At 72.4% G+C, this 24,740-nt stretch carries 22 protein-coding genes and 1 pseudogene; 14 read left to right on the forward strand and 9 right to left on the reverse strand.

Going from position 1 to position 24,740, the window contains the following annotated elements:
• Nucleotides 1–4: 4 nt before the first annotated feature.
• On the reverse strand, nucleotides 5–859 hold the full coding sequence (locus BMW85_RS30145) for a dihydrodipicolinate synthase family protein (RefSeq protein ID WP_091088119.1): 855 nt from the start codon (nucleotides 857–859) through the stop codon (nucleotides 5–7).
• Between the two features lie 72 nt (nucleotides 860–931).
• On the opposite strand from BMW85_RS30145, the gene BMW85_RS30150 reads away from it, so the two are divergent.
• The gene (locus tag BMW85_RS30150; protein ID WP_091088122.1) at nucleotides 932–1,807 is read left to right on the forward strand and encodes a LysR family transcriptional regulator; all 876 of its coding nucleotides are present in this window, start codon (nucleotides 932–934) and stop codon (nucleotides 1,805–1,807) included.
• Nucleotides 1,808–1,836: 29 nt separating this feature from the next.
• Here the strand turns inward: BMW85_RS30150 and BMW85_RS30155 are convergent, their stop codons facing one another.
• The gene (locus BMW85_RS30155; RefSeq protein WP_245775167.1) at nucleotides 1,837–2,781 is read right to left on the reverse strand and encodes a serine hydrolase domain-containing protein; all 945 of its coding nucleotides are present in this window, start codon (nucleotides 2,779–2,781) and stop codon (nucleotides 1,837–1,839) included.
• Nucleotides 2,782–2,840: 59 nt separating this feature from the next.
• On the opposite strand from BMW85_RS30155, the gene BMW85_RS30160 reads away from it, so the two are divergent.
• A complete protein-coding gene (locus BMW85_RS30160; protein ID WP_245775156.1) occupies nucleotides 2,841–4,277 on the forward strand; it encodes an ATP-binding protein in 1,437 nt (478 codons plus the stop codon).
• On the opposite strand, the gene BMW85_RS30165 is transcribed toward BMW85_RS30160, so the two are convergent.
• Complete coding sequence (locus BMW85_RS30165; RefSeq protein WP_091088124.1) at nucleotides 4,274–4,780, reverse strand: flavoprotein; 507 nt, start codon at nucleotides 4,778–4,780, stop codon at nucleotides 4,274–4,276. The genes BMW85_RS30160 and BMW85_RS30165 overlap by 4 nt on opposite strands.
• A 28-nt stretch (nucleotides 4,781–4,808) precedes the next feature.
• Nucleotides 4,809–6,245, reverse strand: coding sequence for an MFS transporter (locus tag BMW85_RS30170; RefSeq protein WP_091088127.1), 1,437 nt, complete (start codon nucleotides 6,243–6,245; stop codon nucleotides 4,809–4,811).
• A 149-nt stretch (nucleotides 6,246–6,394) separates the two neighbouring features.
• Between BMW85_RS30170 and BMW85_RS30175 the strand changes: the two are divergent.
• Nucleotides 6,395–7,594 (forward strand): annotated as a pseudogene (locus BMW85_RS30175) (RNA-guided endonuclease InsQ/TnpB family protein); the annotation flags it as partial.
• 54 nt (nucleotides 7,595–7,648) lie between these two features.
• Here BMW85_RS30175 and BMW85_RS30180 read toward each other — a convergent pair.
• A complete protein-coding gene (locus BMW85_RS30180; RefSeq protein WP_091088132.1) occupies nucleotides 7,649–8,374 on the reverse strand; it encodes a class I SAM-dependent methyltransferase in 726 nt (241 codons plus the stop codon).
• A gap of 101 nt (nucleotides 8,375–8,475) precedes the next feature.
• On the opposite strand from BMW85_RS30180, the gene BMW85_RS30185 reads away from it, so the two are divergent.
• From BMW85_RS30185 to BMW85_RS30215, 7 genes are all read left to right on the forward strand, one after another.
• Entirely contained in the window at nucleotides 8,476–9,840 is a 1,365-nt protein-coding gene (locus BMW85_RS30185; protein WP_245775157.1) for an LCP family protein, read from the forward strand.
• A gap of 85 nt (nucleotides 9,841–9,925) precedes the next feature.
• A complete protein-coding gene (locus BMW85_RS30190; RefSeq protein ID WP_091088137.1) occupies nucleotides 9,926–10,972 on the forward strand; it encodes an ABC transporter substrate-binding protein in 1,047 nt (348 codons plus the stop codon).
• A gap of 6 nt (nucleotides 10,973–10,978) precedes the next feature.
• Nucleotides 10,979–11,776 (forward strand): ABC transporter ATP-binding protein, encoded by a 798-nt coding sequence (locus BMW85_RS30195; RefSeq protein ID WP_091088139.1) that lies wholly within the window; start codon nucleotides 10,979–10,981, stop codon nucleotides 11,774–11,776.
• Nucleotides 11,766–12,623, forward strand: a complete 858-nt coding sequence (locus BMW85_RS30200; protein WP_091088142.1) for an ABC transporter permease — start codon at nucleotides 11,766–11,768, stop codon at nucleotides 12,621–12,623. Before BMW85_RS30195 ends, BMW85_RS30200 begins: the two co-directional genes overlap by 11 nt.
• Nucleotides 12,623–13,009: an RrF2 family transcriptional regulator gene (locus tag BMW85_RS30205; RefSeq protein WP_091088144.1), complete on the forward strand. Its 387-nt coding sequence runs from the start codon at nucleotides 12,623–12,625 to the stop codon at nucleotides 13,007–13,009. Before BMW85_RS30200 ends, BMW85_RS30205 begins: the two co-directional genes overlap by 1 nt.
• Nucleotides 13,010–13,105: 96 nt before the next feature.
• Nucleotides 13,106–14,035, forward strand: coding sequence for an ATP-binding protein (locus BMW85_RS30210; protein WP_091088146.1), 930 nt, complete (start codon nucleotides 13,106–13,108; stop codon nucleotides 14,033–14,035).
• Between the two features lie 90 nt (nucleotides 14,036–14,125).
• The gene (locus BMW85_RS30215; RefSeq protein ID WP_091088149.1) at nucleotides 14,126–14,512 is read left to right on the forward strand and encodes an SCO5389 family protein; all 387 of its coding nucleotides are present in this window, start codon (nucleotides 14,126–14,128) and stop codon (nucleotides 14,510–14,512) included.
• Here BMW85_RS30215 and BMW85_RS30220 read toward each other — a convergent pair.
• The 3 genes from BMW85_RS30220 to BMW85_RS30230 are packed head-to-tail and all read right to left on the reverse strand — an operon-like array spanning nucleotide 14,481 to nucleotide 17,258.
• Complete coding sequence (locus BMW85_RS30220) at nucleotides 14,481–15,527, reverse strand: LLM class flavin-dependent oxidoreductase (protein WP_091088150.1); 1,047 nt, start codon at nucleotides 15,525–15,527, stop codon at nucleotides 14,481–14,483. The genes BMW85_RS30215 and BMW85_RS30220 overlap by 32 nt on opposite strands.
• A 39-nt stretch (nucleotides 15,528–15,566) precedes the next feature.
• Nucleotides 15,567–16,238, reverse strand: coding sequence for a ribonuclease HII (locus BMW85_RS30225; RefSeq protein WP_091088152.1), 672 nt, complete (start codon nucleotides 16,236–16,238; stop codon nucleotides 15,567–15,569).
• A gap of 18 nt (nucleotides 16,239–16,256) precedes the next feature.
• On the reverse strand, nucleotides 16,257–17,258 hold the full coding sequence (locus tag BMW85_RS30230) for a LysR family transcriptional regulator (RefSeq protein ID WP_091088154.1): 1,002 nt from the start codon (nucleotides 17,256–17,258) through the stop codon (nucleotides 16,257–16,259).
• 79 nt (nucleotides 17,259–17,337) lie between these two features.
• Here BMW85_RS30230 and BMW85_RS30235 point away from each other — a divergent pair, with 79 nt between their 5' ends.
• The 3 genes from BMW85_RS30235 to BMW85_RS30245 all read left to right on the forward strand — a co-directional run bounded on the left by BMW85_RS30235 (nucleotide 17,338) and on the right by BMW85_RS30245 (nucleotide 22,596).
• On the forward strand, nucleotides 17,338–18,573 hold the full coding sequence (locus BMW85_RS30235) for a pyridoxal phosphate-dependent aminotransferase (RefSeq protein WP_091088157.1): 1,236 nt from the start codon (nucleotides 17,338–17,340) through the stop codon (nucleotides 18,571–18,573).
• A gap of 181 nt (nucleotides 18,574–18,754) precedes the next feature.
• Nucleotides 18,755–19,399, forward strand: coding sequence for a GNAT family N-acetyltransferase (locus BMW85_RS30240; RefSeq protein WP_091088417.1), 645 nt, complete (start codon nucleotides 18,755–18,757; stop codon nucleotides 19,397–19,399).
• A gap of 158 nt (nucleotides 19,400–19,557) precedes the next feature.
• Nucleotides 19,558–22,596 carry an AfsR/SARP family transcriptional regulator gene (locus BMW85_RS30245; protein ID WP_091088159.1) on the forward strand — a complete coding sequence of 1,013 codons (3,039 nt, stop codon included), beginning with the start codon at nucleotides 19,558–19,560 and terminating at the stop codon, nucleotides 22,594–22,596.
• Nucleotides 22,597–22,874: 278 nt separating this feature from the next.
• Here the strand turns inward: BMW85_RS30245 and BMW85_RS30250 are convergent, their stop codons facing one another.
• Nucleotides 22,875–24,281 (reverse strand): DUF7059 domain-containing protein, encoded by a 1,407-nt coding sequence (locus BMW85_RS30250; RefSeq protein WP_091088162.1) that lies wholly within the window; start codon nucleotides 24,279–24,281, stop codon nucleotides 22,875–22,877.
• A 151-nt stretch (nucleotides 24,282–24,432) separates the two neighbouring features.
• Here BMW85_RS30250 and BMW85_RS30255 point away from each other — a divergent pair, with 151 nt between their 5' ends.
• Nucleotides 24,433–24,735: a hypothetical protein gene (locus BMW85_RS30255; protein WP_177240949.1), complete on the forward strand. Its 303-nt coding sequence runs from the start codon at nucleotides 24,433–24,435 to the stop codon at nucleotides 24,733–24,735.
• The last annotated feature ends 5 nt before the right edge of the window (nucleotides 24,736–24,740 follow it).

A 24,740-nucleotide genomic window follows, 5' to 3' on the forward strand; every position in this document is an offset into this window, starting at 1 on the left:
CGCTCTACAGGGCCGCGGCGACCGATTCGGGGCTCGCGGGCAGCAGCGGCAGCCGTACGTCCGGGGTCGGGATGAGGCCCCGGGCGTGCAGGACGCCCTTCAGCACGGTCGGGTTGGGCTCGGCGAACAGCGCGGCCGACAGGGCGGCCAGCCGGTGCCCGAGCGCGCGGGCGCGGGGCACGTCGCCCGCCTGCCAGGCGTCCGCCAGGTCGGCGAACTCGCGGGTGCGCAGGTGGGCGGAGGCGAGGATGCCGCCCGCGGCGCCCAGCGCCAGCATCGGCGAGACGTACAGGTCGTCGCCGCACAGCACCTCGAACCCGTCGATCGGGTCGCCGAGCAGGTCGAGCGCGTCCTGGTCGAGGCCGCCCGTCGCGTACTTGACCCCGGCGACCATCGGGTGCTCCCCCAGCCGGCGCAGCGTCGCCGCCCCCACCTGCTGCCCGGTGCGGTAGGGGATGTGGTAGATCACCAGCGGCACGGGCGTCTCCTCCGCCAGCGCCGTGAAGTGCGCCTCGACGCCGCGCTCGCCGGGCCGCAGGAACGACGGGACGGTCACCAGCGCCGCCCCCGCCCCCTCCGGCAGGGCGCGCAGCGCGCGGGCCGTCGCGCGGGTGTCGCTCCCGCTCACCCCCACCGTGAGCAGCGCGCCGCGCCCCGCGCAGACGCGGGCGCAGGTCTCGATCACCAGGGCCCGCTCGTCCGGGTCGAGCGCGGCGGCCTCGCCGGTGGTGCCGAGCGCGACCAGCCCGGCCGCGCCGTCGTCCAGGACCTGGGAGGCGAGCTTCTCGACGGCGTCGGCGGCCACCTCGCCCTCCGGCGTGAACGGGGTGACCAGCGGCACGTGGATTCCTCTCAACATGCCTCCGAGCCTGGCCCGTGCCCACCCTTAAGGTCCAGTTCGGATTCGTGACGTGGAACGTAAGCTGAACTTATGCTCGATCCCCGTAAGCTGCACCTGCTCCGCGAGCTGGCCAGGCGCGGCACCATCGCCGCGGTCGCCGAGGCGGTCACCTTCACGCCGTCGGCCGTCTCGCAGCAGCTCAGCGCGCTCGAACGGGAGGCCGGCGTGCCGCTGCTCGAACGTACGGGCCGCCGGGTCAGCCTCACCCCGGCCGGCCGGCTGCTCGTCGAGCACGCGCAGGCCGTGCTCGAACAGCTCGACCGCGCCTCGGCCGCGCTCGCCGCCGTACGCGGCGGCCCGTCAGGACCGCTGCGGATCGGCGCGTTCCCGACCGCCGTCCGCGTCCTGCTGCCCGCCGCGCTGGCGGCGCTCGCCGCCGAGCATCCCGGGCTGGAGCCGATGGTGGCCGAGATCGACCCCGCCGACGTCCCGTCCGCGCTGGGAGCGGGCGAGCTGGACGTGGCGCTCGTCCACGAGTACGACTTCGTCCCGCCCGTCACCGACGGCTCCGTGGGCGCCGAGCCGCTGTTCGCCGAGCCCATGTACCTGACCAACCATCCGTCGCTGGCCGCGGCGCGCGAGGAGGCGTGGATCATCGGCAAGCCGGGGACGCTCTGCCACGCCATGGCGGTGCGCGCCTGCCAGGCGGCCGGGTTCGAGCCGCGGGTGCGGCACCACGTGGACGACTTCGACGCGGTGCTCGCCTTCGTGGCGGCCGGGCAGGGGGTGGCGCTCGTCCCGCACCTGGCCGCCGCCGCGCCCCCGGCCGGCGTCACGCTCACCCGCCTGCCGCTGAGCCGCCGCACGCTCGCCGCCTTCCGCCGCGGTCACGGCGACCACCCGGCGATCCGCGCCGCCATCACCGCCTTCCGCACCGCCACCCCCGCGCTGCCCCCGGCCCCCTGACCGCCCTCGCTGAGGCCGGGCCGGGCCCGTCAGAGGTCGAGTACGGCGGCGACGATCTCGCGGGAGCCGGCCGAGTCCTGGTCGTAGTCGCCGGCGGTCACCGCCACCACCAGCTCCTCGCCCGGCACCACCACGAGAAGCTGCCCGCCGTTGCCGATGCCCTGGAGGCGGCGGCGCTCCTCCTCGACCACGTACCAGTGGTAGCCGTAGGTGAAGGGCCCGTCGATCGGCACCCGCGACCGCAACACCTCCCGCAGCCAGCCCTCGGGGACGATCCCGCGCCCGCCGTCGAGCACGAGCTGCCCGACGGCGGCCAGGTCCACCGGCCGCAGCCGCAGCCCGGCGGCGGCCGACGCGACCCCGTCGCCGCCCTTCGTCCACGCGAAGTCCGTGATGCCGAGCGGCCCGAACAGCGCCTCGGCGGCATACTCCTCGACCGGCCGCCCCGTCCCCCTGGCGATGATCCCGCCGAGCAGGGCGGTCGCGCCGCCGCAGTAGCGCCACCGCTTGCCCGCCTCCTCGGCGACCGGCCGCTCCAGCACGTACCGGTAGCGGTCGGGGGCCAGCTCCATGGCGATCTCGCTGTTGGCGGGGCTGGTGTAGGGGGCGTCCTCGTTCCAGTCGAGGCCGAGCGTCATGGTCAGCGCGTGCTCGATCGTCAGGTGCGCCTTGCCGGGGTCCTCCGCCAGGTCCCGGTACTCGGGGAACTGCGCCGTCAGCCCCGCTCCAGGCTCCGGCACGAGGCCGTCGCCGAGCGCGATGCCGTACAGCAGCGCCACCACGCTCTTGCTGACCGACCGCAGGTCGTGCAGGGTGTCCCGGCCGAACGTGACGTGCCCGAGCGGCTCACCGAGCCGATGGTCCGGCCCGGCGCCGTACCGCTCCAGGACGACCTCGCCGCCGCGCATCACCACCAGCCCGTGAAACCCGGGCGCCCGCCTTTCCCGCAACACCGCCTCGACCCGCTCGTCCATTCCCACGGTCTCCTCCTCGAACAAAGTATGATCGCTTCTTACTAAGATAGAGTCTTACTATGACAGCGGGATTCTCCGGGCGCGAGCACGAGCTGCGGGTGCTACGCGAGCAGCTTGATCTCGTTCTCGCCGGGAAGCTGACCACGCGCGGCAGAGCCCTGCTCGTGACCGGTCGCCGGCGCGTGGGCAAGTCCCGCCTGGTGCAGGAGTTCTGCGACCGTTCCGGCCTGCCTTACATGGTCTTCCAGGCCTCACGCGGGCGCTCGCCCGCCGCCGAGCGCGAGGACTTCCTCGCGGCCGTGTCGTGCGCCGGGCTGCCGGACGCGGCGCTGATCAGCGGCAACCGCCCGCAGGACTGGAACGCGGCCCTGCGCGCCCTGGCCACCGCGGCCGGAGACACTCCTTGCGTCGTCGTCCTCGACGAGGTGCCCTGGCTCGTGGAGCAGGACCCCGAGTTCGAGGGGGCCTTGCAGACCGTATGGGACAGGTTCCTGTCCGCCAGACCGATCCTGCTGATCCTCGTCGGCAGCGACCTGACGACCATGGAGGCACTGCAGGAGTACGGAAGGCCGTTCTTCGGACGGGCCGGCCATACCACCGTCAGGCCGCTCCACCTGGGCGACGTGGCGGCCATGACGGGCCTGCCCGCGGCGGACGCCGTCGACGCCTTCCTCCTGACCGGCGGTTTCCCCGAGATCGTGAGGTCGTGGGAGCCGGGCATGTCCCGGGAGGAGTTCCTGGGCCTCAGCCTCGCCTCTCCTCTGTCACCCCTCCTCGCCGCCGGTCAGCTCACTCTGCTCGGCGAGTTCCCGGGAGGCGGCCACGCGCGTACGGTCCTGGAGGCGATCGGCACCGGCGAGCGCACCTTCGCCGGCATCGCCGCGAGGACGGGAGGTGCCGCGCCGCTGCCCGCCGGCACCCTCGCGCCGATCCTCACCACACTTGCCGCCAAGCAGGTCGTCGCCGCCGACCTGCCGCTGTCCACCAGGCAGGACACCAAGAACAAGCGCTACCGCATCGCCGACCCCTACTTGCGCTTCTGGCTCGCCTTCCTGCATCGCGCGATCGCCGAGAGCGAGCGCGGCCGTCCCGACCTCGCGATGCGCCGGATCGGGCGGTCCTGGACGAGCTGGCGTGGCCGGGCGGTCGAGCCGGTGATCCGCGAGACCCTCGCCCGCGCACTGCCGGACGACGACTGGCCCGGCACGGAGGAGGTCGGCGGTTGGTGGAACCGGCAGAACAACCCGGAGGTGGACCTGGTCGGCGCCGACAGAGGTCCGGTCGCGAGCGAGGTGCACTTCGTCGGATCGATCAAGTGGCTGGAAAACCGCCCGTTCGACCGGCACGATCACGAGGAGCTCGTCCGGAGCAAGCCCTTCGTGCCGGGGACGGGCGACCGCACGCCCCTCGTCGCCGTCTCGCGGGCCGGCGCCGAGCCGGGCCTGCCCCTCGACCGGGTCTGGTCGCCGGAGGATCTGGTAGCCGCCTGGAGTTAGCCCGGGGGGCCGAGTTCGGTCAGGGCGGCCTGCCAGGGGTCGGGGTCGGTGTCGTCCGGCGGGGGCAGGACGCGGACGCCGTCCGCGCGCAGGTCCGCGACCGCGCGACGGAACGGCAGCCGCGAGGCGAGCGCGGCGTTGACGAAGGGCAGCACGACCACGGGGATGCCGAGCCCCGGCGCCTCGGCCAGCACCCCCAGCGCGTACGTGTCCGCGACCCCCAGCGCCAGCTTGTTGACCGTGTTGTACGTCGCCGGCGCCACGATCATGGCGTCCGCCCGCGGCGGCTTCGGCTCCGACGGCTTGCGGTAGCGGCTGCGTACCGGCCGCCCGGTCCGCGCCTCCAAGGCCGGGACGTCGATGAAGTCCAGCGCCGCCGGCGTGGCCACGACCTGCACGATCCAGCCGAGCTCCTGCGCGCCGGCGACGAGCCTGGCCACGTCACCGGCCGCGTAGACGCCGCACACGACGACGTACAGCACCTTGCCCGGCGACCCGATCACCTCGCCAGCATCGCACGCCCCCCGGCGGTCAGGTGGACGGGGTCCCGGCCGCCGAGAGCGGGGCCGCGATGTCCTCCAGCCCCTTGCGTTCGGCCTTGACCCCGAGGAACACCTCCACCAGGCCGCCGGCGATCATCACCAGCGCGCCGATGGCGAACGCGAGCGCCGTGTCCCCCGGCACGCCGCTCTCCACGAGCGAGGAGAAGACCAGCGGTCCCGCGATGCCGCCCGCGGCGGTGCCGATCGCGAAGAAGAACGCGATGGCCATGGCCCTGGTCTCCATCGGGAAGATCTCGCTCACGGTCAGATAGGCCGAGCTGGCGCCCGCCGAGGCCACGAACAGCACCACGCACCAGCACGCGGTCAGCGTCACCGCCGTGAGCACGCCCTGGTTGAACAGCCAGGCCGTGCCGAGCAGCAGCACTCCCGAGCCGATGTAGGTGGCCGAGATCATCGGCACCCGCCCGACGGTGTCGAAGAGGTGGCCGAGCAGGAGCGGGCCGAGGAAATTGCCGACGGCGATGACCGCGAAGTAGTAGCCGGTGTGCGTCTCGATGCCGTAGAAGGTGGACAGGATCTGCGCGTACCCGAAGGTGATCGCGTTGTAGAGGAACGCCTGGCCGATGAAGAGCGACAGGCCGAGCACGGTGCGCTTGGGGTAGAGCGCGACCATCGTGTGCGCGATCCGGACGAAGCCGATCGACCTGCGCTGGTGGATGGTCATCGAGCGGGAGGGCTCCGGCAGGTCGCCGCCGATCTGCCGCTCGACGTCGTCGACGATCTCCTCCGCCTCCTGGCCGCGGCCGTGGATGAACAGCCAGCGCGGGCTCTCGGGGACGTGCCGGCGTACGAGCAGGATGGCGAGGCCGAGCACCACCCCGAGGCCGAACGCCACCCGCCAGCCGATGTTGACCGGCAGGTCGTTGAGCAGCGGCACGGTCAGCAGCGCGCCGCCAGCCGCGCCGAGCCAGTAGCTGCCGTTGATGATGATGTCGATGCGGCCCCGGTGCTTGCTCGGGATCAGCTCGTCGATGGCGGAGTTGATGGCCGCGTACTCGCCGCCGATGCCGAAACCCGTCATGAACCGGAACAGGAAGAACCACCACGCGCTGAACGAGAACGCCGTCATCAGCGTCGCCGCCAGGTAGACCAGCAGCGTGATGAGGAACAGCTTCTTGCGCCCGAACCGGTCGGTCAGCCAGCCGAAGAACAGCGCCCCCGAGCAGGCCCCCGCGACGTAGAGCGCGGCGGCCATGCCCGCGACCTGGGCCTGCGTGATGTCGAGACCGCTGCCTGGCTTGGCGAGCTGGGCGGACAGGTTTCCGACGATGGTGACTTCGAGCCCGTCGAGGATCCAGACGGTGCCCAGCCCTATGACGATCATCCAGTGCCAGCGGGACCAGGGGAGCCGGTCCAGTCTGGCAGGCACCTTGGTGGTGACGGTGCCGACCTCCACGTCGCTCATCAGATACCTCCGAGGAGACCCCCGCCTTCAGGCGGGGGAGGGATCGGACTCCTTCCCTGCTGTGCAGGAGTAGGCGGTACGCCGTCAGGCGAACCGCCGTTTTCCCGAATCAGCCGACGTGCCAAAGATCTCGCACATACAATCGAAAGGTGGCGCAGCTCGTGAAGCGGGCCTACAAGTACCGCTTCTACCCGACCCCTGAGCAGGCCGAGGAGCTTGTCCGGACGTTCGGCTGCGTGCGCCTGGTCTACAACAAAGCGCTCGAAGAGCGGACCCGCGCCTACAAGATGGAGGGTCGCGGCGTCTCCTACGCGGAGTCGTCGGCTGCGCTGACGGCGTGGAAGAAGACGCCGGAGCTGGCGTTTTTGTGTGAGGTGTCGTCGGTGCCGTTGCAGCAGGCGCTCAGGCACCTGCAGGCGGCGTTCGCGAACTTCTTCGCCCGCCGGGCCAAGCATCCGACGTTCAAGAGCAGGAAGAGGTCGCGGGCGTCGGCCGAGTACACCCGTTCGGCGTTCCGGTGGCGTGATGGCCGGCTCACCCTGGCCAAGATGGGCGCGCCGCTGGACATCGTGTGGTCGCGTCCGCTGCCCGAGGGGGCCGAGCCGTCCACGGTCACCGTCAGCCGGGACCCGGCCGGGCGCTGGTTCGTGTCCCTCCTGGTGGAGGAGAAGATCGCGCCGTTGCCGCCGGTCGAGCGGTCGACGGGCCTGGACGCGGGCCTCACCGCGCTGCTCACGCTGTCGTGTGGCGAGCAGATCGCCAATCCGCGTCATGAGCGTCGTGAGCGGCGCAGACTGGCCAAGGCGCAGCGGGCGCTGGCCCGTAAGGAGAAGGGGTCGAAGAACCGGGCCAAGGCCCGGCTCAAGGTGGCACGGGTGCACGCCCGGATCGCCGACCGCAGGCGCGACTACCTGCACAAGGTCACCACACGGCTGGTACGCGACAACCAAGTGATCGCCGTGGAGGACCTGTCCGTCCGCAACCTGCTCAAGAACCATGCGCTGGCCCGCGCCATCTCCGATGCCGGCTGGCGGGAGCTGCGGCGCATGCTGGAGTACAAGACGGACTGGTACGGGCGCACGCTGGCGGTCGTGGACCGCTTCTTTCCCTCCTCCAAGTTGTGCTCGGTCTGCGGGACGCTGCAGGAAGCGATGCCGTTAAGTGTCCGTGAGTGGGTCTGTGCGTGCGGCGCGGTCCATGACCGAGAGGTGAACGCGGCCAAGAACATGCTGCTCGCCGCCGGGCCGGCGGAGAGCTGAAACGCCTGTGGAGCTGGTGTAAGACCTCAAGCGGGAGTCCTCCTCCCGGGCGGGCGACCGGCGGTGAAGCAGGAAGACCGGCCGGCGACGGTCGGACTCCCCCTCGTTCACGAGGGGGAGGATGTCAAAAGGGCAAACAACGTTCTAGGCGGGCTTCCTGGCCTCCACGATGCCGGTGCCGAACCATGGTCCGCCGTACCAGAACCGCCAGCCGGCGTCGCGGCGGCGCACGTCCACGACGCCGAGGTCGCGCAGGGTCTGCTCGTACGCGGGCGTGTGCTGGAAGTCGGCGACGAGCAGCAGCCCGCCGGGCCGCAGCACCCGGTACGCCTCCCGCACGGCCCGCGCCCGCCCTTCCGCGTCCGGGATGTTGTGCACCGCCTGGCTGGAGACGACCACGTCGAACGCGTCGTCGCCGAAGGGCAGGTCGCGCAGGTCGCCGGTGACCAGTTCGACCCGGTCGGAGACGCCTTCCGCCTCGGCGTTGGCGCGGGTCCGCGCCTCGGCGTTGCCGGACTGGTCGGCCGAGCGCCACAGGTCGACGCCGGTGGCGCGGCCTTCCGGCAGCCGCTCGGCGGCCATGAGCAGCACCGCTCCGCGACCGCAGCCGAGGTCGAGCAGGCGCTCGTGGCCCTTCAGCCGGCGCAGTTCCTCGGCCCAGACCGCGAACTTGCCGCGCCGGGTGGTGTAGAGGTAGCTGGCCGCGCTGGCCAGCGTGTAGAGCCCGCCGAGGAGGAAGGCGAGCCCCGCGAGGAGGATGTCGAGGGCGTACGAGACCGCCGCGAGAGCCACCAGCACGAGCGCTCCGAAGAACAGCCCGGTCAAGGCCCACGGCGCGTCGAAGCCATAGCTGCCGTGTCGCTTGCTCACCCTCACGTTATATCGCAAGATAGGGATTTGACGGCGACTTGACGTGACCCTTCACTTTCGCACCGGCAATCACGCACATCCCCATTACTAGGGTGGCCGGGATGGATAAACAGCGGGGATTCGGGCTGGGCGCCGGCATCGCGTTGACGCTGGCCTCGGCCATGTTGTGGGGAGTCGCGCACCTCGCCGCCGACCGGCGCAGGACGGGGTTCGCGCTCATGGCGGCGCACGTTCTCACGCTGGCCGCGATCCTCGTCGTCTTCACCGGCTTCAGCACGCGCCTGCTCTCGCTGGCCGTCCAGCCCCGCTGGCTCACCTGGCTCACCGTCGGGCTGGTGGTGCTCGCGCTGGCCTGGACGTTCGTGATCGTCTGGTCGTTCGTCCTGGTCCGCCCGCCGCGCGCGGACCTCGTCGGCCGGGTGCTCACCACGTCGCTGACCATCGCCCTCTGCGCGCTCGTGCTCGGGCCGGCCGTCTACGCCGTCCGCCTCGCCCACGTCTCGCGCGACGTCGTGGACAGCCTGTTCCCGGCGGCCGGCAGCTCCCCCGTCATGTCGCAGGACCCGTGGAACGGCGCCCAGCGGGTCAACTTCCTGCTGCTCGGCGCGGACGCCGCTCCCGGCCGGCCGGGGGTGCGTACCGACAGCGTGACCGTGGCCAGCGTGGACACCCGGACCGGCGCGACCACGCTGCTCGGCCTGCCGCGCAACCTCGAGCACGTGCCGCTGCCCAGGGGCCCGGCGCGCGACCGCTTCCCCTTCGGCTTCACCGGCACGGACCCCGGGACGCCCGGCCTGCTCAACGAGATCTACCAGTACGCCGAGGACCACCCCGAGATGGTGCCCGGGGTCGGGCGCGGCCGGCGCGGCCCGGCCCTGATCAAGGAGACCGTCGGCGGCATCCTCGGTCTCCAGGTGCCCTACTACGCGATGGTGGACATGGCGGGCTTCGCCGAGATCATCGACGCCATGGGCGGCGTCGAGGTCACGGTGAAGGAGCCCATCGTGTACGGCCGCTACCGCGAGGGCCTGCTGCCCGCCGGCACCCGCAGGCTGACCGGCCAGCAGGCGTTGTGGTTCGGCCGCTCGCGCACCGACAGCGACGACTACGTCCGCATGGGCCGCCAGAAGTGCCTGCTCAACGCCGTGGCCAAGCAGGCCGACCCGCTGACCGTGCTCAACAGCTTCGAGCGGCTGGCGGCGGCCACCAAGCGGGCGATCTCCACCGACCTGCCGCAGGACCTGCTGCCGGCCGTGGTGGAGCTGTCCGAGAAGGTCAAGAACCACAAGATCCACAGCCTCAGCTTCGTCCCGCCGCTCATCAGCACCGTCTATCCGGACTGGTCGCTGATCCGGCACAAGGTGTCCGAGGCCCTGGACGAGCCGCGTTGGTCCAGGTCGGAGCAGGCGTCCGCGTCCCGGCACAGCGCCGACGACGCGGTCAACCTCGACGCCGCCTGCCAGTAGTCCCATATTCCTACTTGACGTATAGGGAACTATGCCTTTTGATACTCGCATAGCCGACTTATTAAGTAGGAATTGAGGGCTGGGCATGAACGCTCGCAGGGTGCTGGCCGCACTGGCGCTGATCGCACTCGCCGGGGGAACGGCCGCGTGCGGGAGCGACACCGGGGGCGCCGGCGACGGCGGCGGGGCCGCGGCCACCGAGGTGCGCCTCGGCTTCTTCCCGAACATCACCCACGCCACCGCCCTGGTGGGCGTCGAGAAGGGCCTCTACGCCAAGGACCTGGGCGTCCCGGTCAAGACCAGCACGTTCAACGCCGGCCCCGCCGCGATCGAGGCGCTGTTCTCCGGCGCCATCGACGCCACCTACATCGGCCCGAACCCGGCCATCAACGCCTGGCAGAAGTCCAAGGGCCAGGCCATCAAGATCGTCGCCGGCGCCGCGTCCGGCGGCGTCTTTCTGGTCGTCAAGCCCGGCATCGACAGCGTCGAGGACCTCAAGGGCAAGAAGATCGCCACCCCGCAGCTCGGCAACACCCAGGACGTGGCGCTGCGCTACTGGCTCACCAGCAAGGGGATCAAGACCGACACCAAGGGCGGCGGCGAGGTCCACATCGTGCCGCAGGAGAACTCCCAGACCCTCCAGACCTTCGCCACCGGCGACATCGACGGCGCGTGGGTGCCCGAGCCGTTCGCCAGCCGCCTGGTCCTGGAGAGCGGCGGCAAGATCCTGCTGGACGAGCGCGACCTCTGGCCGAACAAGGAGTTCGTGATCACCCACCTGATCGTCAGGCAGGAGTGGGCCAAGCAGCACCCCGACCTGGTCAAGAAGCTGCTCCAGGCGCACGTCGAGGCCAACAAGATCATCGCTGACGACCCCGAGGGCGCGGCCCGGACCGCCAACGCCGCCATCGAGAAGCTCACCCAGAAGCCGCTCAAGCCCGAGGTGCTGAAGAGCGCCTTCAAGAACATCACCTTCACCAACGACCCGATCGCCTCCTCGCTCACCCTCAGCGCCAAGCACGCCGAGGAGGTCGGGCTGCTCGAACCGGTGGACCTCAACGGCATCTACGACCTGGGCCCGCTCAACGAGATCCTGGCGGCGGCCGGCCAGCAGGCCGTCGCGGACAGGTGAGCTGACATGAGCACCACGCAGCTCGGCGCCGGCCCCGGCACGGACGCGGCCGTCCGCCTGGAGTCCGTCTCCAAGACCTACGGCCACGGCAGGAACGCCCTGCTCGCGCTCGACCAGGTGTCCCTCGACGTGCGGCCCGGCGAGTTCGTCTGCATCCTCGGCGCGTCCGGCTGCGGCAAGAGCACGCTGCTGTCGCTGGTCGCCGGGCTCGACCGGCCGAGCACCGGGCAGATCTCCACCTACGACCACAAGGTCGCGATGATGTTCCAGGACCCGGCGCTGTTCCCGTGGCTGACCGTCGCCGCGAACGTCGAGCTGGCCTTCCGCGCCGACGGCGTGGCCAAGGCCGAGCGCAGGGCCAGGGCCGCGGAGTTCCTGGAGCTGGTGCACCTCGGGGGCTTCGGCCGCAAGCGCCCGCACGAGCTGTCGGGCGGCATGCGCCAGCGCGTGGCGCTCGCCCGCGCGCTCGCGCAGTCCTCGTCCTCCTCGGAGGGCTCGGCCGTGCTGCTCATGGACGAGCCGTTCGGGGCGCTCGACGCCATGACCCGCGACCTGCTCCATGACGAGCTGGAGCGGATCTGGCGGGAGCGGTCGCTGTCGGTGCTGTTCGTCACCCACAACGTACGCGAGGCCGTCCGGCTCGGTGACCGGGTCGTGCTGCTGAGCAGCCGGCCCGGCCGGGTGGCGGAGGAGTTCCCCGTCGAGCTGGAGCGGCCCCGCCGTACCGACTCCGCCGAGGTCGCCACGCTCGCCGCGAAGATCACCGACCGGCTGAAGGAAGAGGTCGCCCGGCATGGCCGTTGACACGCAGCACGCCGAGCGGATCGCCGGGCTCGACGCGCTGGAGCTGGGCGGCGAGCGGCGGGCCGGGCTGGCCGCCCGGCTGTGGGCGCGCCTCTGGCCGATGCTCACCGCCGTCGTGCTGGTGCTGGTGGCCTGGCAGCTCGTCGTCATGAGCGGGCGCTGGCCCGAGTACGTCTTCGCCGGGCCGGTCGAGACCTTCCAGGCCATGTGGGAACGCTTCGGCGAGGCCGACTTCTACCGGGCCGTCGCCACCACCATGCGGCGGGCGTTCACCGGGTTCGCGCTGGCGGTGCTGGTCGGCCTGGTGATCGGGGCGGCGGTGTCGCGGGTGAAGGTGCTGCGGGCGGCGTTCGGCGCGCTCATCACCGGGCTGCAGACGATGCCGTCGATCGCCTGGTTCCCGTTCGCGATCCTGCTGTTCGGGCTGACGGAGAGCGCGATCACGTTCGTGGTGATCCTGGGGGCGGCGCCGTCCATCGCCAACGGGCTGATCACCGGCGTGGACTACACGCCGCCGCTGCTGCTGCGGGCCGGGCACGTGCTCGGGTTCCGGCGGCTCAGCCTCTACCGGCACGTGATCCTGCCCGCGTCGCTGCCGTCGTTCCTCGCGGGGCTGAAGCAGGGGTGGGCCTTCGCCTGGCGCTCGCTCATGGCGGGCGAGCTGATGGTGATCATCGCGTACCAGTCCTCGCTGGGCGAGCAGCTCGCCTACGCCCGCGAGGTGTCCGACTCGCCCGGCCTGATCGGCACGATGATCGTCATCCTGTCCATCGGCATCGTCATCGACCTGCTCTTCGAGGCGGCCGACGGAATGCTGCGCCGCCGCTGGGGCCTCGACCAAAGGTGATGCGGCTCTCCGCGAGAACCGACTACGCGCTGCGGGCGGTCAGCGAGCTGGCCGCCGCGCCTCCCGGGCCGGTGCCGGCCGAGCGCATCGCCGCGGCGCAGCAGATCCCCCGCCGCTTCCTCGACAACATCCTGCTCCAGCTCCGGCGGGCCGGGCTCATCCACAGCATGCGCGGCCCCGAGGGCGGCTACTGGCTGGCCAGGCCGGCCGAGGAGATCACGCTGGCCGACGTCATCGGGGTGATCGAGGGGCGGCCGGAGTTCCAGGAGCACGGGGGTTATCCAGGGGCGGCCGGGCCGCTGGCCGCCGTGTGGGCGGCGCTGCGCGAGCACGAGGAACGACTGCTCGCCGAGACCACTTTCGCGCAGATCGTGGCCGGTCGCTGACGCGCTCTCCATCGAGAGTGCACGTTTTCCTGGTTCAGGTGTGGCATGATGCTGCCGACGGAATGACAACGATTTTCATCCTCACCTGGAGTCCCCGTGAGAGTGGCCTTCGTCGGCAAGGGCGGCAGCGGCAAGACGACGCTGTCGGCGCTGTTCGCCAGGCACCTGGCCCATCAGGGCGCGCCGGTGGTCGCCATCGACGCCGACATCAACCAGCACCTGGCCCTCGTCCTCGGCCTCGACCGGCAGCCCGAGCCCCTCGGCGAGCACCTGACCGAGATCAAGGAGCGCCTGCGCGGTGACAACCCGCGCATCCCGTCGGCCGCCGACATGATCAAGACCACTCCGCCGGGCCGTGGCTCCCGCCTGCTGAGCTTCGACGACCTCGCCGCCGACCCCTACGGGCTGACCACCCCCGACGGCGTCCGGCTGCTGGCGGCCGGCGCGTTCAACGCCGACGACCTCGGCGTGGCCTGCTACCACTCCAAGATCGGCGCGGTGGAGCTGCTGCTCAACCACCTGGTCGACGGCCCCGGCGAGTACGTCGTCGTCGACATGACCGCCGGCGCCGACTCCTTCGCCTCTGGCCTGTTCACCCGCTTCGACCTGACCTTCCTCGTCGCCGAGCCCACCCGCCAGGGCGTGAGCGTCTACCGCCAATACCTGGAGCACGCCGCCGCCTACGACGTCGCCGTCGCGGTCGTCGGCAACAAGGTGCACGGCCCCGGCGACGTCGAGTTCCTGCGCGCGCACGCGGGCGGCGACCTGCTCGGCTGGATGGAGCACTCCCCCGCCGTCCGCGCGATGGAGCAGGGCCGCCACTTCACCCTCGACGACCTGGAGCCGGCCAACGCCGACGTGCTCAGCCTGCTGCGCAAGAGCGTGGACGAGCGCGAGAAGGACTGGGCGCGCTTCGGCCGCCAGACGGTGGAGTTCCACCTGCGCAACGCGCGGGCCTGGGCCGACGAACGACTCGGGCGCGACCTCGCCGATCAGGTCGATCCCGACTTCGTCTATGGCCCGTGACGACCATGAACCTGTGCCCGCCAGGCATCTGGAGAGTCACCATTTTTCAACCTAGCGTCATTGATGACCCATTCGAGAGGAGAAATCAGCATGTCGCTGACCGTTCCGAACGACCTGCTCGACCAGGCCAGGACCGGTGAGATCGACGACGCCGCCTTCGTCGCCTGCGTACGCGACTCCCTGCCCTACGCGTGGACCCTGATCAGCGAGCTGGTCAGGCAGCGTGAGCACAGCGGGGCCGACTTCGCCGACAACCAGGTGCCGCCGCCGTCCGAGGAGGCCCGCGGCCAGCTCCTGCGCTGCCTGGCGAGCGACTCCATGCGCGGCGCGCTGGAGCGTCACTTCGGGGTGCGGCTGGCCTTCCAGAACTGCCACCGGGTCGCCGTCTTCGACCCCACGGCCACGAGGGCCCTGGCCGAGTTCGTCACCCCGAGGGCACAGATTCTCAACCAGAAACCGGAGCTGGTGGACTGCTGAGGCCGCCGGGCGGCGAGCCGGCCCAGCCCGGCTCGCCGCGCAGCAGCGGCAGCACCTCGGCCCCGAACCTCCGCACGTTCTCCAGCGTCCGCCGGTGCTCGCCGATGCCCTCCACCAGCAGGATGACGTGCTCGATGCCGGTGCGGTCCGCGGTGCGCAGGATCGACTCGGCGCAGTGCTCGGGCGAGCCGACCGGGTGGATGCGGGTGAGCAGGTCCACGTACGCGCCGACGTCCCGCGACGGGCGCGGCCGGCCGTCCACCGGCCGATAGCCCGCCAGGCCGGGGCCGAGCCAGCGGGGCATCGACTCCTTGAGCTCGCGCACCGCCCGCGCGGTGGAGTCGGCCACGTGCCCGACGGCCGCCGCCACGTGCCGGACCGCCACCCCAGGAGCTTGCTCCTCGTACGCGGCCACGGCGGCGGCCTTCTCCTCGTCGCCCACGTGCAGGCCGAGCAGCATCGGCAGACCGCGCGCGGCGGCCAGCGCCACGCTCGCCGGCGACGTGCAGGCGACCAGCGGGCGGAGGGGGGCGCGCGGCACCGTACGCACCTCGCGGAAGCGGAAGAACTCCCCGTCGGCGGACACCCGCTCGGCCGAGAGCGCGGCGAGCAGCAGGTCCAGCGACTCGGCGAAGCCGCGCTCGTAGCGCTCCAGCCCCGTCCCGAACACCTCCAGGTCCACCCACGGCCCGCCCCGCCCCACGCCCAGCGTGAAGCGCCCGCCGGACAGGTGGTGCAGCATCGCGGCCTGTTCGGCCAGCGCCACCGGGTGCTGCGTGGACAGCACGCTCACCGCCGTGCCGAGCCCGATGCGCGTGGTGCGCCCGGCGGCGACGGCCATCAGCGTGGTCGCCGACGGGCAGACGCCGTACGACATGAAGTGGTGCTCGGCCACCCAGGCGTCGTCGAAGCCCGCCTCCTCGGCCGCCACGACCAGCTCGACCGCGTCGGCGAGCACCCGCCCGGCCTCCCGGCCGGGGAACTGCGCGGCGACGACGAAGATGCCTGTGCGCACGCCCCCGATGATGACCGATCGGCGGGGGCAGGCCCAGCCTCAGCCGAAGAGCGCGGCCTGGCCCTCGCCGGCCAGCGGGTCGCGATGCCGCTTGAGGTGCCGCCACTGCGGCAGGTCGTCCAGGTAGGACCAGGACAGCCGGTGGTGCGCGGTGGGGCCGAGGCGGGCCAGGGTCTCCTGGTGGAGCGGCGAGGGGTAGCCGGCGTTGTCGGCGAAGCCGTAGTCGTCGCAGCCGAGCGTCGCCATGTGGGCGTCGCGCCGCACCTTGGCCAGCACCGACGCCGCCGCCACCGACACGCTGGCCGCGTCGCCCCTGACCTCCAGCCGCACCGGCCACGGGGCGCCGATGTAGTCGTGCTTGCCGTCGAGGATCACCGCGTCGGGACGGACCGGCAGCGCCTCCAGGGCGCGGCGGGCGGCCCGGCGCAGCGCCTCGGTCATGCCGAGCGCGTCGATCTCCTCGTGCGTGGCCTCGCCGTAGCCGACGCCCGCCGCCCAGCCGGCCAGCTCGGCGGCGAGCGGCCCGCGCCGGGCGGGGGTGAGCTGCTTGGAGTCGGTCAGTCCCGCCGGGGGCTCGGACAGGTCGGTGACGACCGCGCAGACGGTGACCGGGCCCGCCCACGCGCCCCGGCCCACCTCGTCCACGCCCGCGACCGTGCGGACGCTGGGCTGGGCGAGCAGGAGCTGCTCGATGTCGTACGTCGGCGCCATGGCAGCAGACGCTACCGCTCATTCCCCGAGCGGACTGCCGAGATGACTGTCGAGGAAACCGCCCGCCGGCGCGTCGCCCGGCCTCGGCCGCTCGGCCGCCCGCACCGGCTCCAGGTCGGCCGCGATGTAGCGGGCGGCCACGTGGATGGCCCGCAGCGTCACCGACACCGACGGCCGGTGCACGCTGGAGCCCCGGGCCACCGCGTGCACGTCGCGGCCGACGGGGTTGCCGGGGATCGGGCGTACGGCCAGCCCGCGTACGCCCCCCGCGAGCGCGAGCGCCGGCACGGCGGCGATGCCGATGCCCTTGGCGACCAGCGACAGGATGGTGGTCAGCCCCTCGAACTCCCACGGCGTCGGCCGGATGCCGCCCACGTCCACCAGCAGCCGGTCCACCGCCAGGCGCGACGGCTCGCCGTCGGGCGTCGCCATCCACGGCTCGTCGCGCAGCTCCCGCAGGTCGAGCGGCACGTCGGGGTCGGCCAGCCGGTGTTTGCGGGGCACCACGAGGACCAGCGGGTCGCGCAGCAGCGGGAAGACGCGCAGGCTGTCGCTGTCGCGGACGCGGCCGTACCAGTCGTCGACGAGCGCGATGTCCACCTCGCCGGAGCGCACCTCGCGCATGCCGCGCCCGGAGCGGGCCTGGCCGAGCCGCAGGGTCAGGCCGGTGTGCCGGCGCAGCGAGCGGGCCAGCGCGGGCGCGAAGGCCACCGCCGCCGTGGGGAACGCGGTCACCATGACCCGCCCGGACGGGGTGCCGGCGTGCGCCGACAGGTCGGACTCGGCCTCCTCGACCATGGACAGGATGCGCTCGGCGTGGGCGACCAGCCGGCGGCCGGCGTCGGTGAGCTCGGCGCTGCGCGCGGTGCGGTCGATGAGCGCGGTGCCCGCCTCGCGTTCGAGCGCCTGGAGCTGCTGCGAGACGGCGGAGGGGCTGTAGCCGAGCGCGGCGGCGGCGGCCGCGATGCTCCCCCGGCGAGCGAACTCGCAAATCAGGACCAACCGCCGCAATTCGAGCATCAGACTTCCTTACGCCTACCCACGAAAAGCCTCGCTTGTGGTGATGCCTTCATCCAATCACGCTGGGAACGTGACAGCCATGACGGTTACCCTGTCCGCCACCCTGGCGGCCAACGAGGACATCGAACGAAGACGGCGCGCCGGGGAACGCGTGCTCCACCTGGCCTTCGGCGAGGCCGGGCTGCCCGTCCACCCGGCGCTGCGCGACCGGCTGGCCGCCGCCTCCGAGCACAACGGCTACGGACCGGTCGCCGGCGCGGCCGGGCTGCGGGAGTCGGCGGCGGGCTACTGGGACCGGCGCGGGCTCCGCACCGACCCCGAGCTGGTCGTCTGCGGACCGGGCAGCAAGTCCCTGCTGTACGGCCTGCTGCTCGCGATCGGCGGCGACATCGTGCTGCCCATGCCGAGCTGGGTCAGCTACGCCGCGCAGGCCGACCTCGTCGGGTCCCGTCCCGTCCTGGTGCCGGCGCCGCAGGGAGAGGGCGGCGTGCCCGACCCCGACCGGGTGGCCGCCGAGGTGCGCGCCGCCCGCGCCGCCGGCCGGACCGTCAGCTCCGTGCTGGTCACGCTGCCGGACAACCCGACCGGCCGGCTGGCCTCGCCGGAGAGCATCGCCCGCCTCGTGGAGGTGGCGAGGGAGCTCGACCTGACGATCATCTCGGACGAGATCTACCGCGACCTGGTGCACGATCCCGCCCTGCCGTACACCTCGCCGGCCGACCTCGCCCCCGAGCGCACGGTGATCACCACGGGGCTGAGCAAGAGCCTGGCGCTCGGCGGCTGGCGGATCGGGGTGGTCAGGCTCCCCACGGGCGCGCACGCGCTGCGCGGCAAGCTGCTGGCGGTGGCGAGCGAGATCTGGTCGGCGCCGGCCGCTCCCGTGCAGGAGGCCGCGGCCTACGCCTTCGGCGAGCCGGAGGAGCTGGTGGAGCGGGTGAACCTCAGCCGCCGGCTGCACGGCACGCTCGCGCGGGCGGTGCACGCGTGCTTCGCCGCCGCCGGCGCTCGGGTGCCGGAGCCGCAGGGCGGCTTCTACCTCTACCCCGATCTCGGCCATCTCGGGCTCGGCGGCTCGGCCGAGCTGACCAAGCTGCTGCTGGAGGAGCACGGCATCGGCGTGCTGCCGGGACACGCCTTCGGCGACGACCCGGCCGCGGCCCGCGTACGGGTGGCCGTCAGCCTGCTCTACGGCACCTCGCCCGAGCAGCGCATGACCGCTCTGACCAGCGACGACCCGCTCCGGCTGCCCTGGATCGCGGACAGTCTCGACCATCTTTCCCGCGGCCTCGCCGGCCTCGCGCTCGACCGGGCGTGAACCGGGCCGGACCGCCGTCCCGCCGCCATGTCACGGTTAGGCGAATTTCTGCCCAAGAGCCGGTTGAACGTCCCCCAAAAGGGGCCTCTGACCTGCGAAAACAGCCCGCTCGCGGAAACCCGGGAAAGATCTTCCCAATGGCATGGTCACACACACCCCGTGCACCCTTCATCATGTGCACATGCCCGCTCTTGTCACCTTGTCCGGGCGCCTCGTGCGCCTGGAGCCTCTCAGCCTCGCGGTGGTCGATGACCTCGTCGCCGCGGCGAGTGAAGACCGTGCCACGTACGCCTTCACTCGCGTTCCGGACGGCCGGGACGAGATGGTCTCCTATGTGGAGGCCGCCATGGCTGAGCAGGCGGAGGGCCGCACGCTGCCCTTCGCCATCCGGTGGCTGAACACCGACCGCGTGGTCGGTGCCACCCGTCTCATGCACCTGGAGTATTGGCAGGGCCCCATGCCCTGGCCTCCGGGTACGCGCGGCGCGGTGGGCGACATCCCGTCCGTGGCGGACATCGGTTACACCTGGCTGGGCGCGAGCGCCCAGGGCACGGGTGTCAACCGGGAGAGCAAGTTCCTCATGCTCTCGCACGCCTTCGAGACCTGGGACGTCCACCGCATCACTCTCAAAGCAGACGTACGCAACACCAGATCCCGGGCCGCCATCGAGGCCCTCGGCGCACACTTCGACGGTGTGCGGCGAGCGGACAGCCGAGGCGCCGACAATACGGTCCGAGATACCGCGTTCTACTCGATCCTGAACTCCGAATGGCCGCTCGTCCGCGAGCGCCTGCTCAGCCGGATGGGACTGTTCGAGGCAGCCTGAGTCTCCGTTCACCTCAGCCCCGCTCACGCAAGTGGGCGGGGCCTGTATTTTTCGGCCCCGCCGACGCTCTGCAAGAGGGCGTACTCAATCTAGGTGACGATCGCACCTCGATCTATTATTTGGACACAAAACGTTCCATTGGCGGGGAGACAGACGGCATGGCTGGTCAGAGCGGTGAAGGCGGCCTGTGGTTCGCCGTGCTCGGTCCTGTCCGCGCGTGGCGGGACGGCCGGGAGCTCGACCTGGGCACCCCACTCCAGCGGTCCATACTCGGGATGCTGCTGCTTCGCGAGGGCCGCGCGGTCTCGCCCAACGAGATGATCGACGCCGTGTGGGGCGAGGACGCGCCGCCGCGGGCCCTCGGCGCGCTGCGCACCTACGTCTCCAGGCTGCGCACCGTGCTCGAACCCGACCGGGTCGCCCGCTCCCGCCCCGAGCTGCTGACCTCCATCGGCCGCGGCTACGCGCTGCGGCTGCCCGACGACGCCCTCGACCTGACCCGGTTCGAGCGCCGCATCGCCGAGGCCGAGACCGCGCGCAGGGCCGGCCGGCCGCGCGAGGCCGCCGACCGGCTGCGCGCCGCGCTCGCCCTGTTCGAGGGCGAGCCGCTGGCCGGCACCGCCGGCCCGTACGCCGAGCACCAGCGCGACCGCCTGGCCGAGCGCCGCCTCAGCGTCGTCGAGACCCTCATGGACGTCGACCTGGAGCTCGGCGACCACGCCGCGGTCGTCTCCGAGCTGATCGCGCTCACCGCCGACCACCCGCTGCGCGAACGGCTGCGCGCCCAGCTCATGCTCGCCCTCTACCGGTGCGGCCGGCAGGGCGACGCGCTCAACGTCTTCACCGAGACCCGCGAGGCGCTGATCGACGAGCTGGGCATCGAGCCCGGCCCCGAGCTGACCGCGCTTCACCAGCGCATCCTCACCGCCGACCCCACGCTCGCCCCGCCTCCGGCCCCCGCCGAGGAGCCCACGGCCGAGCCCGTGAGGCCCGCGACATCCGCCGACGGGCCGGCCGAGGAGCCCCAGCCCGGCGACGAGGAGCCGTACGCGGCCCCCGAGCTGCCGAGGCCCGCCCAGCTCCCCGCCGCGGTCACCGACTTCACCGGCCGCAAGGAGCAGGCCGCCCGGCTGCGCTCGCTGCTGTCCACCGCCTCCGCCGAGGGCCTGCCCCTGGTGGCGATCTCCGGCATAGGGGGCGTCGGCAAGACCACGCTCGCCGTGCACGTCGCCCACCAGGTGGAGGAGGTCTTCCCCGACGGCCAGCTCTACGCCGACCTGCGCGGCTACGGCGACGGCGCCACGGCCCCCGAGTCCGCGCTCGGCGGCTTCCTGCGCGCGCTCGGCATCCCGCCCGACGTCATCCCCGACGGCCTCGCCGAACGCTCGGCCCTCTTCCGCTCGCTCCTCGCCGAGCGGCGCGTCCTGGTGCTGCTCGACAACGCCCGCGACGCCGAGCAGGTCAGCCCGCTGCTGCCCGGTTCCCCCGGCTGCGCCGCGATCGTGACAAGCCGGGTCAAGCTGGCCGACCTGCCCGCCGCCCGGCTCGTGGACCTCGACGTGATGGAGCCGGACGAGGCCCTGTCGCTGTTCGCCGCCGTCGCCGGGCCCGAGCGGGTGGCCGCCGAGCACGGCGCCGCCATGGACGTCGTCGCCGCCTGCGGGTTCCTGCCGCTCGCGGTGCGCATCGTGGCCGCCCGCCTGGCCGCCCGCCCCTCCTGGACGGTCGCCTCGCTGGCGCCCCGCCTGGCCGACGAGCAGCGCCGGCTCGACGAGATGCGCGTCGGCAACCTGGCCGTGGAGGCCACATTCGCGCTCGGCTACGGCCAGCTCGCGCCCGAGCAGGCCCGCGCGTTCCGGCTGCTGTCGCTGCCGAGCGGGCCCGACATCTCCTCCGAGGCCGCGGCGGCGGTGCTGGCGCTGCCCGCGTACGAGACCGAGGCGCTGCTGGAGTCGCTGGTGGACGCCAGCCTCCTGGAGGCGCCCGGCCCCGGCCGCTACCGCTACCACGACCTGCTCAGGCTGTTCGCCCGCCGTGAGCTGAACAAGGCCGAGCCGCCCGAGGCGCTCGCGCTCGCGCTGGGCCGGCTGCTCGGCTTCTACCTGGCCTCCGCCCAGTCGGCGCACCGGCTCGCCTATGAGGGCAGCGCGATCGCCGACAACCTGGTGGTGGTCGGCACCGGCCGTACGTTCACCACGGTCGACGAGGCCGTGGCGTGGCTGATCGCCGAGGGCGACTCGCTGTTCGCCGCCATCGGCCAGACCGCCGCCTCCGCCCGCTCCGGCGAGCAGTTGCTGCCCGCCGGCGACCTGCTGGTGGCGATGGAGCCGCTGCTGGAGTCCGGCACCCACACCCGCGAGTTCGACCAGGGCACCAGGGCCGTGCTGGCCGCCGCGCTGCGGATCGGCGACGAGGGCAGCGAGCTGCGCTCCCGCTACGTGCTGGGCCGGGTGCTGTTCGCGGCCAACCGGTTGCGCGAGGCCGAGGAGCAGTTCAGGCGGGTGCGCGAGCTGTCGGCCGAACGCGCGGAGAAGGTCGTCACCGGCGAGGTGCTCAACGCCCTGGCCGTGGTCGTCGGCAGGCAGCGCAGGCACGCCGAGGCGCTGGCGCTGTTCGACGCGGCCATGACCTGGTATCGCGAGAACGGCGTGCCCGCCGGCGAGGCGCTGGTGCTCAGCTACTCCGCCCGCGAGCACCTGGGCCTCGGCCGGCCCGACGACGCCATCGCGGCGGCCGAGAAGGGCCTCGCCATCTTCACCGAGATGGGCAGCGGCGCCGGGACCGCCCGCGCCCGCTACCATCTCGGCATCGTGCTGTCGCGCGTGGGCCGGCTCACCGAGGCCGTCCATCACCACGCCGAGTGCCTGGCGTTCTTCCGGGCCAGCAAGCAGCGGGTCTGGGAGCAGCGGGTGTGCTCACGCCTGGCGGAGACGTTCATCGCCGCCGAACGTTATCCGGAGGCCGTCCGCCACGCCGAGCAGGCTCTCGTCGTCTCCCGCGACATCGGCCACCCCTACGGCGAGGCGCTGTCGCTGACCGTGCTCGGCAAGGCCCTGCGCGGGCTCGGCGACCTCTCCAGGAGCCTCGCGTGCCTCCGGCAGGCGTACGACGTCTTCTCCCGGCTCGGCGCCCCCGAGGCCGGCGATCTCAAGGTCCTGCTGGACGGCGTGCCCCACAACGCCGTCGTCGAGACCTGAGTACAGCTCGTCGTCCAGACGTGTCATCCACACATGGTTGATCAAGGCTGTCCTCGGCATTCACGATCGGCGCTCGTGATCGGCAAGATGAGCAGCCCGGCCGGTCATCCTCACCGCCGCGCTTCGCTAGGGGGCCCGGTCATCCGGATGCTCCACGCGACGGCCAGCCGCCTCACTGCAAGACGACCGGCCGGACCCGACACGGCCCTCGAACCCCCCAGGTCCGTGTCGTAGGTCACAGTCTTCACCCGTGGAGTCAACGTCCGATCAACGCCGGATCAAAGCAGGAAGTAGCCCTCCGCGATCAGCGGCCGGATCGCGTCGGCGTCCGGCATCTCGCCCTCTCCGACCAGCTCGGCGATCACGTTGAGCAGCGGGCCGAGTGCCAGCTCGCCGTCGCACACCCCGGCCAGCGCGGCCTCCACCGTGCCGACCTCCCTGCTGCGCCGCAGCCCCTGCGTCTGGCGCAGCACGATGCGGATGGGGTCCTCCGCGCCGGGCAGACCGACGCGCTCGTCGAGCAGGCCGGCGGCGGTGCGCAGCCGGGCCGTGTCGAGGGCGTCCGCCCGGTGCGCGGCGGCGATCGAGTCGAGCACGTCGTCGACGTAGTCGCCTACCGGGAGCACCACCTGGTGGTCGAGGTGCTCGACGCGGACGACCGGGTCGAGGGTGCCGGACGCGCGCATGGTGATCCAGCCGAAGCCGACGCCCTCCACCTTGTGCTCGTCGAACCAGGACAGCCAGCGGTCGTAGAGCTCGGTGTAGCGGGGGGTGCCCTGCCGGGCGGCGTCGCGCAGCCAGAGCTCGACGTATTCGGCCGGGTCCTGGACGTCGCGCTGCACCACCCAGCCGTCGCAGCCGGTCTCGCGCAGCCAGCCGCCCACCCGGTCGTGCCAGTCCTCGCCCTCGACGTGCAGCCAGTTGGCCAGGAAGTGGGCCTGGCCGCCGGGGTTGAGCCGGGCGGGCGTGCGGCGGACGAGCTCGCGGCAGAAGGCGTCACCGGCCTCGCCCGACTCGCGGTAGGTCAGCTTCCCCTCGCCGCCGGGCGCGATGACGAACGGCGGATTGCTCACGATCAGGTCGAACCGCTCGTCCTCGACCGGGTCGTACAGTGAGCCCGCCCGTGCCTCCACGCCTTCGACACCGGACAGCGCCCAGCTCAGCCGGGCCAGCTCCAGGGCGCGCGGGTTGAGATCGGTGGCGACCACGCGCTCGGCCCGCCCGGCCAGGTGCAGCACCTGGACGCCGCAGCCGGTGCCGAGGTCGAGCGCGCTGCCCACCGGGCGGCGGGTGACGAGCTGGGCCAGGTTGGCCGAGGCCCCGCCGGCCCCCACGACGTGGTCGGACCGCAGCGGCGGGTCGCCCGGCCGCACCTTGCGGTCGGAGACGAGGTAGCCGCCGGTCTCCCAGGGCTGCAGGTGGACCGTCGCGCGCACCTCGCCGCCGCCGGCCTCCTCGACCAGGCCCGAGTCCAGGACCTCCGGGCCGAGCGCGGCGGCGGGGACGGGCACCCCGAGCCACCACAGCCTGATCAGCGTCGCCAGGGGGTCGCCGCCGGCGGTCGCCCGCAGGGCGGGCACCAGCTCCTCGCGGGCGAGGGCCGAGGCGGCCATGCTGCCGAGCCGCTCGCGTACGCCGTCGATCGTGTAGTCGGTTCGGAGGAGGAGTTGGCGCAGTCGTTCCACCCGCCCATCCTTTCACCGTGGACGCACGCACATGATCTGACACCCACAGTGCCCATACTGTTACACAAGTACCCAAGTGAACTGCAAGCGATGGCTAAGCGCGGCGGGGTATCTCTATGGAGGCAAGGAACGACTCTTAGGAGTGGGTCTCATGCTGATCCCCTGTTTGGCCTGCGAATCCCGCTTCGGGCCCGACGAGTACTTCAACGCCTGCTCCGACTACAACCGCGGCCTCGACCTGGTGTCCTGGACGTGCCCCCACTGCGGCAACCGCGACGACCTGCGGGTGCTGCCCGGCGAGCTCGGCTTCGGCTATCCGTGCCGGGGGCGGTTCGACGTGCACGACCGCGTACGGGTGCCGGGGCTGCGCCGGCAGCGGGGCGAGCTGCGGCTGGACATCTCTTTGGAGCGCTCCAGCTGGCGCGTCCACACCCGGCTGCGCCAGCCCGCCTGAAGGAG

The sequence above is a fragment of the Nonomuraea wenchangensis genome, from assembly GCF_900111685.1.
GTDB lineage: Bacteria > Actinomycetota > Actinomycetes > Streptosporangiales > Streptosporangiaceae > Nonomuraea > Nonomuraea wenchangensis.